7 protein-coding genes are annotated in these 6,550 nt (G+C 62.7%); 5 read left to right on the forward strand and 2 right to left on the reverse strand.

Annotated features, from left to right (window positions below; genetic code table 11):
* Positions 1-65 precede the first annotated feature (65 nt).
* Together EN884_RS20525 and EN884_RS20530 are read right to left on the reverse strand one after the other, a co-directional pair.
* Positions 66-380: a MocE family 2Fe-2S type ferredoxin gene (locus tag EN884_RS20525; RefSeq protein ID WP_027161041.1), complete on the reverse strand. Its 315-nt coding sequence runs from the start codon at positions 378-380 to the stop codon at positions 66-68.
* A gap of 88 nt (positions 381-468) precedes the next feature.
* A complete protein-coding gene (locus EN884_RS20530; RefSeq protein ID WP_063169774.1) occupies positions 469-1,560 on the reverse strand; it encodes a fatty acid desaturase family protein in 1,092 nt (363 codons plus the stop codon).
* 170 nt (positions 1,561-1,730) lie between these two features.
* Here EN884_RS20530 and EN884_RS20535 point away from each other — a divergent pair, with 170 nt between their 5' ends.
* The 5 genes from EN884_RS20535 to EN884_RS20555 form a co-directional block, all read left to right on the forward strand.
* Positions 1,731-2,762, forward strand: a complete 1,032-nt coding sequence (locus EN884_RS20535; RefSeq protein WP_027161043.1) for a LacI family DNA-binding transcriptional regulator — start codon at positions 1,731-1,733, stop codon at positions 2,760-2,762.
* A gap of 300 nt (positions 2,763-3,062) precedes the next feature.
* A complete protein-coding gene (locus EN884_RS20540) occupies positions 3,063-4,004 on the forward strand; it encodes a sugar ABC transporter substrate-binding protein (RefSeq protein ID WP_128360709.1) in 942 nt (313 codons plus the stop codon).
* 113 nt (positions 4,005-4,117) lie between these two features.
* Positions 4,118-5,194, forward strand: a complete 1,077-nt coding sequence (locus tag EN884_RS20545; RefSeq protein ID WP_013528362.1) for an ABC transporter permease — start codon at positions 4,118-4,120, stop codon at positions 5,192-5,194.
* A gap of 2 nt (positions 5,195-5,196) precedes the next feature.
* Complete coding sequence (locus tag EN884_RS20550; RefSeq protein ID WP_023810655.1) at positions 5,197-5,964, forward strand: ATP-binding cassette domain-containing protein; 768 nt, start codon at positions 5,197-5,199, stop codon at positions 5,962-5,964.
* A gap of 112 nt (positions 5,965-6,076) precedes the next feature.
* Positions 6,077-6,550 (forward strand): Gfo/Idh/MocA family oxidoreductase (locus EN884_RS20555; RefSeq protein WP_164895077.1); only part of this gene is annotated, 474 nt, incomplete at its 3' end.

The following is a 6,550-nucleotide window of genomic DNA, read 5'->3' on the forward strand; positions in this document are numbered from 1 at the left end:
CCCCAGTCCCCCCCGCCCCCCGCATGCGCCGGCGCCGATGATGACCACCCCCCCCGCCATATCGGTCATCCGATCTGGATCAGGACTTTGCCGGCATCGACCTTGACCGGATAGGTTTTCAGGTTGACGCAGACCGGGGCGCCGCGGGCGTCACCCGTCTTGTAGTTGAAGCGGCCATTGTGCTTGGGGCATTCGATGATGTCATCCATCACCAGCCCGTCGGCCAGGTGCACCTTTTCATGCGTACAAAGGCCGTCGGTGGCGAAGAACTCGTCGTCGGGGCTGCGATAGATGGCGAAGGTGCGGCCGCCATGGTCGAAGCGCATCACATCCTCCTCGTCTATGTCGCCGGTGGCGCAGGCCTCGACCCAGTCGCTCATTCAAGTCCTCCCAAAAGCAAAAAAGTGCGCAGCGGTTTTCCGTCCGGAATTGCGTTAAATAAACAGTCTGGATCGGATGGAAGCACGATCATTCCGCCGCGGCGGCGATAGTGTCGTTGTGGAATTCCTCGCGATATGGCCGTGCGGTCGGCGGCAGCTCGCGCTTGAGGAAATAGTCCTCGTTGCGCAGCTGGCGCAGGAAGACCGGGATCATCTCGCGGTAGCCGGCCAGGATCGACGGTGTCGCTTCCGGCAGATCGTGCTTGATCAGTTCGTGCAGCCTCGGCAGCGCATGATAGGGCACCATCGGAAACATGTGATGCTCGACATGGTAGTTCATGTTCCAGTAGATGAAGCGGCTGATCGGGTTCATGTAGACGGTGCGGCTGTTCAGCCTGTGGTCGGTGACATTGTCGGCCAGGCCGCCATGCTGCAGCAGCCCGACCATGACATGGTGCCAGGCGCCGTAGAGCCTGGGCAGGCCGACCAGCATCAGCGGCAGGAACGAACCGGTGTAGAGCGCCAGCCCGACGGTGGCGGCATAGATCGCCGTCCAGATGCGGGCGACGCGGATCGCCTTGGGCTGTTCCTGTTCTGGAATGAAGGTCTTTTCGGCGGCGCTGACGGTGCCGGCGGCGTTGCGCAGCATATCGCTCATCGCATGCCAGGCGTCGAGCACGCCGACGAAGCCCAGCATGGCGCGAACCAGATCCGGCGGCCGCATCACCGAGATTTCCGGGTCGCGGCCGACGATGATGGTGTCGGTGTGGTGGCGCGTGTGGCTCCAGCGCCAGGTCACCGGATTGCGCATGATCATGAAGCAGGCGATCTGATAGACCGCATCGTTCATCCATTGCGTGCGGAAGGCGGTGCCGTGACCGCATTCGTGCCAGCGTGAATCCGTCGAGGAGCCGTAGAGCACGCCATAGACGAAGAAGAACGGCACGCACCACCATGTGCCCCAGAGCCAGGCGCCGCCGGCGCCACTGACGGTCAGGGCGGCGAACCAGATCGCCGTATCGCGGATCGCCGGCCCGTCGGAGCGCTGCATCAGCTCCTTCATCTGCTTGCGCGGTATGTCGGTGTGATACCACTCGGCCGCCGACAGGCCGGTCTCGACGGCGAGCTTGGCGTCGCGGCCGATCAGGCTGTAGTCACGCCGGGACGGCGCAGTGGACATGATTGCCTCCCTCGGCAAAGGCATCCGCCAGAGCGAATGCCATGAAATCCCTTGGCTTCGGGCGTCAAAGTAACGCCGACTGATGATAGACTCAACATCATAAAGATAGTTTCTATCATTTCCCATCAGGATGATGTACGAAGGGCTCGAGCAAACCCGACGAGGCAAGCATGGTGAAGCGGCCGACAATATCCGATCTGGCGCGCATCTCGGGCGTCAGTGTCGCCACCGTCGACCGCGTGCTGAACAACCGGCTGCCGGTGCGCGAAGAGACAGCGCGCCGCGTCTACGAGACCGCTACCGACATCGGCTACCACGCCGCCGGCCTTATCAAGCAGCGCATGCGCCAGGAGTTGCCGGAGTACCGCCTGGGCTTCCTGCTGCTGCGGGGCAACGATGCCTTCTACGGTGACTTCGCGCGGGAACTCGAACTGGCCATCTCTCAATCGCAGCGCTTCCGCGGCGTTGCGAGCATCGATTTCGCCAGCTCCCTGGCTCCCGACGAGATCGCCTCCCAGATGCGCAGGCTGGCGGCGAAATCGAGGGCCATCGCCGTGGTCGGTCCGGACCATCCGACCCTGACAGCGGTCGTGGAAACCTTGAAGGCGAGAGGGCAGCCGGTCTTTTCGGTGCTGTCCGATTTTGCCGCCGGCATCCGGGAGGGCTATATCGGCCTCGACAACCGCAAGGTCGGGCGCACCGCCGCATGGATGATCTCCAAGGCAGCCAAGCGGCCCGGCAAGGTCGCCCTCTTCGTCGGCAGCCACCGCTTCCACGGCCATGAGCTGCGCGAGATCGGCTTTCGCTCCTTCTTCCGCGAGCATGCGCCGGAGTTCAGCGTGCTTGAAACGCTGGTCAATCTGGAAGCCAACCAGGTGACCCATGACGCGATGATCGATCTTCTGGCGCGCTATCCGGATCTTGCCGGCTGCTACGTCGCCGGCGGTGGCATGGAAGGCGCGGTCTCGGCGCTGCGGGCAGCGAAGCCCGCGACCATGCCGGTGGTCGTCTGCAACGAGATCAACGCCGAGTCGCGCGCGGCGCTCGCCGACAACATCCTCACCATGGTGATCTCGACCCCGCTCGCCGCTTTATGCCGTGAGCTCGTCGACCTGATGGCGCATGCCATCGAAACCGGCGCCGCCAACGCTCCGGGCCAGACCTTTCTGCCCTTCGACATCTATCTGCCGGAAAACATCTAGCCAGCCGCCGCGCAAGGTGCCGAGGCAAATGATAGAATCCATCAGAGCGATGCGTAAATCGGCCCGCAGGCCGCGGAATCGCCCTTGACGCCCCGATGTGAAATGGAATAAATATTTCATCATCTGTATATTTTGGTTCTTTCGTTCCGGAATATCTGTTTCAAACAGAGGGTTTGACGTTCCAGCCAACGGCAAGCGTCACCCGGAATAGAAACGACATCAGGGAGAGATTCCCCGGGGAGATCGGGGATTCCGGATAAATCGGTGAAACCGGACACCAATATGTGGAGGAGAAACACAATGAAGAAATTGATTTTAGGCGTCGCCTTCGCGGCGCTGATGAGTTCATCCGCCCTGGCCGCCAAGGTTGGCGTGTCGATGGCCAAGTTCGACGACAACTTCCTGACCGTGCTGCGCAACGGCATGATCGAGCAGGCCAAGGGTATGAGCGGCGTCGAGCTGCAGGTCGAGGACGCGCAGAACGACGTTGCCAAGCAGCTTGACCAGATCAAGAACTTCGCCGCTTCGGGCGTCGACGCCATCATCGTCAACCCGGTCGACACTTCGGCCACGCAGGCGATGTCGGATGCCGCCGCCGCAGCCAAGATCCCGCTGGTCTATGTCAACCGCGAGCCGGTCAACGTCGACACGCTGCCCGACAACCAGGCCTTCGTCGCCTCGAACGAAGCCGATTCCGGCACGCTCGAGACCAAGGAAGTCTGCCGCCTGTTCAAGGAAGCCGGCAAGAAGGAAGCCAATGTCTATGTGATCATGGGCGAGCTTTCCAACCAGGCCGCCGTGCAGCGCACCAAGGACATCGACGATGTGATCGCGACGCCGGATTGCAGCTTCATCAAGATCATCGACAAGCAGACGTCGAACTGGAACCGCGACGAGGCGCAGAACCTGATGACCAACTGGCTTTCGACCGGCAAGCCGTTCGATGGCGTCATCGCCAACAATGACGAAAGCGCCATCGGCGCCATCCAGGCGATGAAGGCCGGCAACATCGACATGAAGGCGGTTGTCGTCGGCGGCGTCGATGCCACCCAGGACGCGCTGGCGGCCATGCAGGCGGGCGACCTCGACGTAACTGTGTTCCAGGACGCGGCCGGCCAGGGCGCCGGCGATCTCGATGCGGCGCTCAAGCTCTCCAAGGGCGAGAAGGTCGAGCACAAGGTCTACGTGCCCTTCCAGCTGGTGACGCCAGCCAACATCGACAAGTTCCTGAAGAAGAACTGAGCCGCCAGCGGTTCGATACGGAGCGGCGCTCTCGATCAAGACAGCGCCGCTCCCTCTCTCCCTCAGCGCCGGCACGGCGCGAGGGCGACCGCGGCTGATGGAGGACAGAATACGTGGCACAGACATCTCATGGCGTCGGCGGCGTCGGTTATGATGCGAAGAAGCGCACATGGCCGGCCGAGTTCAATGTTTTCCTGGCCCTGGTCATTCTCGTCGTCATCTTCGAACTGATCGGCCGCATCTTTCTCGGCGACAGCTTCCTGTTCAACACACGCAGCGATGTCGGCGGCATCTTCAACGAAGCGCGCCTGCAGATCATCATCCTGCAGGTGTCGATCGTCGGCATCATCGCCATCGGCGTGACACAGGTCATCATCACCGGCGGCATCGACCTGTCCTCGGGCTCGATCGTCGGCGCGACCGCCATGATCGCCATGAGCTTCGCCCAGGTGGCGACGGTCAACGGCAACCCCAATCCCAAGGCGATGTTCCTGGCGCAGGGCTGGACCGACCTGCCTGTCATCGTGCCGCTGCTGGTGGCGATCGCCTGCGGCCTCTTCGCCGGCCTGGTCAATGGCGCGCTGATCGCCTACACGCGCATTCCGCCATTCATCGCCACGCTCGGCATGATGGTGACCGCGCGCGGCATCGCCAAATGGTGGTCCAAGGGCCAGCCGATCTCGTTTCCCACCGAGAGTTTCGCCAGCATCGGCAAAGGCCTGATGCCGGTCGTCATCTTCCTGTCGCTGGCCATCCTGTTCCAGCTGATCATGACCTATACGAGGTACGGCAAGCACTGTTACGCGATCGGCTCCAACGAGGACGCCGCGCGCATGTCCGGCATCAAGATCGCCAATCACAAGATCCTGGTCTACGTCATCGCCGGCATTCTCGCCGCGCTCGCCGCCGTGGTGCTGAGCTCCAAGAACCTGACCGCGCAGTCCGGCATGGGCGTGATGTACGAACTCGACGCCATCGCCATGGCGGTCATCGGCGGGGTCTCGCTGTCGGGCGGCCGCGGCTCGATCATCGGCACGGTGATCGGCTCGCTGATCTTCGGCGTCATCATCTCCGGCTTCACCTTCCTGCGCCTCGACGCCTACTACCAGGAGATGGTCAAGGGCGTGATCATCGTCGGTGCGGTGGTTCTCGACCAGTGGCGCCAACGCCTGCGGGCAATGAGGGCATGACCATGTCAGACATCGTCCTGAAGACCGAAAACCTGACCAAGCGCTATGGCGGCGTGCATGCGCTGGAAGGCGCGAACTTCGAGCTGCGCAAGGGCGAGCATGTCGCCATCATGGGCGACAACGGCGCCGGCAAATCGACCTTCGTGCGCCAGATCACCGGCGTCGAGCAGCGCACCAGCGGCCAGATCTGGTTCGACGGCAAGGAAGTGAACTTTGCCGGGCCGATCGAGGCCCGCACGGCGGGCATCGAGACCGTGTTCCAGAATCTGGCGCTGGCCGACGATCTCGACGTGCCGTCGAACCTGTTCCTCGGCCGCGAGAAGGTTTTGTTCAACCTCGGCCCGTTCTCGATCCTCGACCGCAAATACATGCGCAAGGCAACCGAGGCGGCGCTGGTCCGCACGGCGGTGAAGATCCCCAATCTGTCCAACACCATCCGCCACATGTCGGGCGGCCAGCGCCAGTGCGTGGCGATCGCCCGGACGGCGACCTTCGCCTCCAAGCTGATCATCATGGACGAGCCCACCGCCGCCCTTGGCGTGCAGGAGACCGCGCAGGTCGAAAACATCGTGCGTACGCTGAAGGACAATGGCGAGCCGCTGATCCTGATCAGCCACAATATGCGCCAGGTGTTCGATCTCTGCGACCGCATCGTCGTGTTCCGGCGCGGCCGCATCGTCGCCAATCTGCGCAAGGAGAACACCGACGGAAACGATATCGTCTCCTACATCACCGGCGCCAAGACCGGGGAGGCGGAACTCGCGGCCTAAAACAGGATGGTCATCCTGTTTTCTGGCGCGCTCGAAAAATAGCCTTGCCACCTTTCCCCAAAAGCAAGGTGCGGACAACTCTCTCCAACCCATTCCCCCAGAGGAAATACCCATGACCGTTCGCTTCGCTCTCCTCGGTGCCGGCCGCATCGGCAAGGTCCACGCCCGTGCCGTCGGCTCCAATCCGCAGGCCAAACTGGTTGCGGTTGCCGATGCGTTCGAGAAGGCGGCCACCGAACTGGCCAGCGCCTATGGCGCCGAGGTGCGCAGCATCGAGGACATCGAGAAAGCCGGAGATATTGACGCCGTCATCATCTGCACGCCGACCGACACCCATGCCGATCTGATCGAGCGCTTCGCCAAGGCCGGCAAGGCGATCTTCTGCGAGAAGCCGATCGACCTCGACGTCAAGCGCGTCGAGAAATGCCTGGCCGTGGTCGACAAGGCCAAGGCGACGCTGATGGTCGGTTTCAACCGGCGTTTCGACCCGCATTTCGCCGCTGTGCGCAAGGCGATCGACGACGGCGCCATCGGCACCGTCGAGATGGTCACCATCACCTCGCGCGATCCGGGCGCGCCGCCGATC

The organism is Mesorhizobium sp. M7A.F.Ca.AU.001.01.1.1, from assembly GCF_004022735.1.
GTDB classification, from domain to species: domain Bacteria; phylum Pseudomonadota; class Alphaproteobacteria; order Rhizobiales; family Rhizobiaceae; genus Mesorhizobium; species Mesorhizobium ciceri.

Bases quoted from the DNA above. Each gene is read 5' to 3' on its own strand.
- EN884_RS20535 (WP_027161043.1), top strand. From the start codon at position 1,731: ATGGTGAAGCGGCCGACAATATCCGATCTGGCGCGCATCTCGGGCGTC.
- EN884_RS20525 (WP_027161041.1), bottom strand. From the start codon at position 380: ATGAGCGACTGGGTCGAGGCCTGCGCCACCGGCGACATAGACGAGGAG.
- EN884_RS20550 (WP_023810655.1), top strand. From the start codon at position 5,197: ATGTCAGACATCGTCCTGAAGACCGAAAACCTGACCAAGCGCTATGGC.
- EN884_RS20530 (WP_063169774.1), bottom strand. From the start codon at position 1,560: ATGTCCACTGCGCCGTCCCGGCGTGACTACAGCCTGATCGGCCGCGAC.
- EN884_RS20540 (WP_128360709.1), top strand. From the start codon at position 3,063: ATGAAGAAATTGATTTTAGGCGTCGCCTTCGCGGCGCTGATGAGTTCA.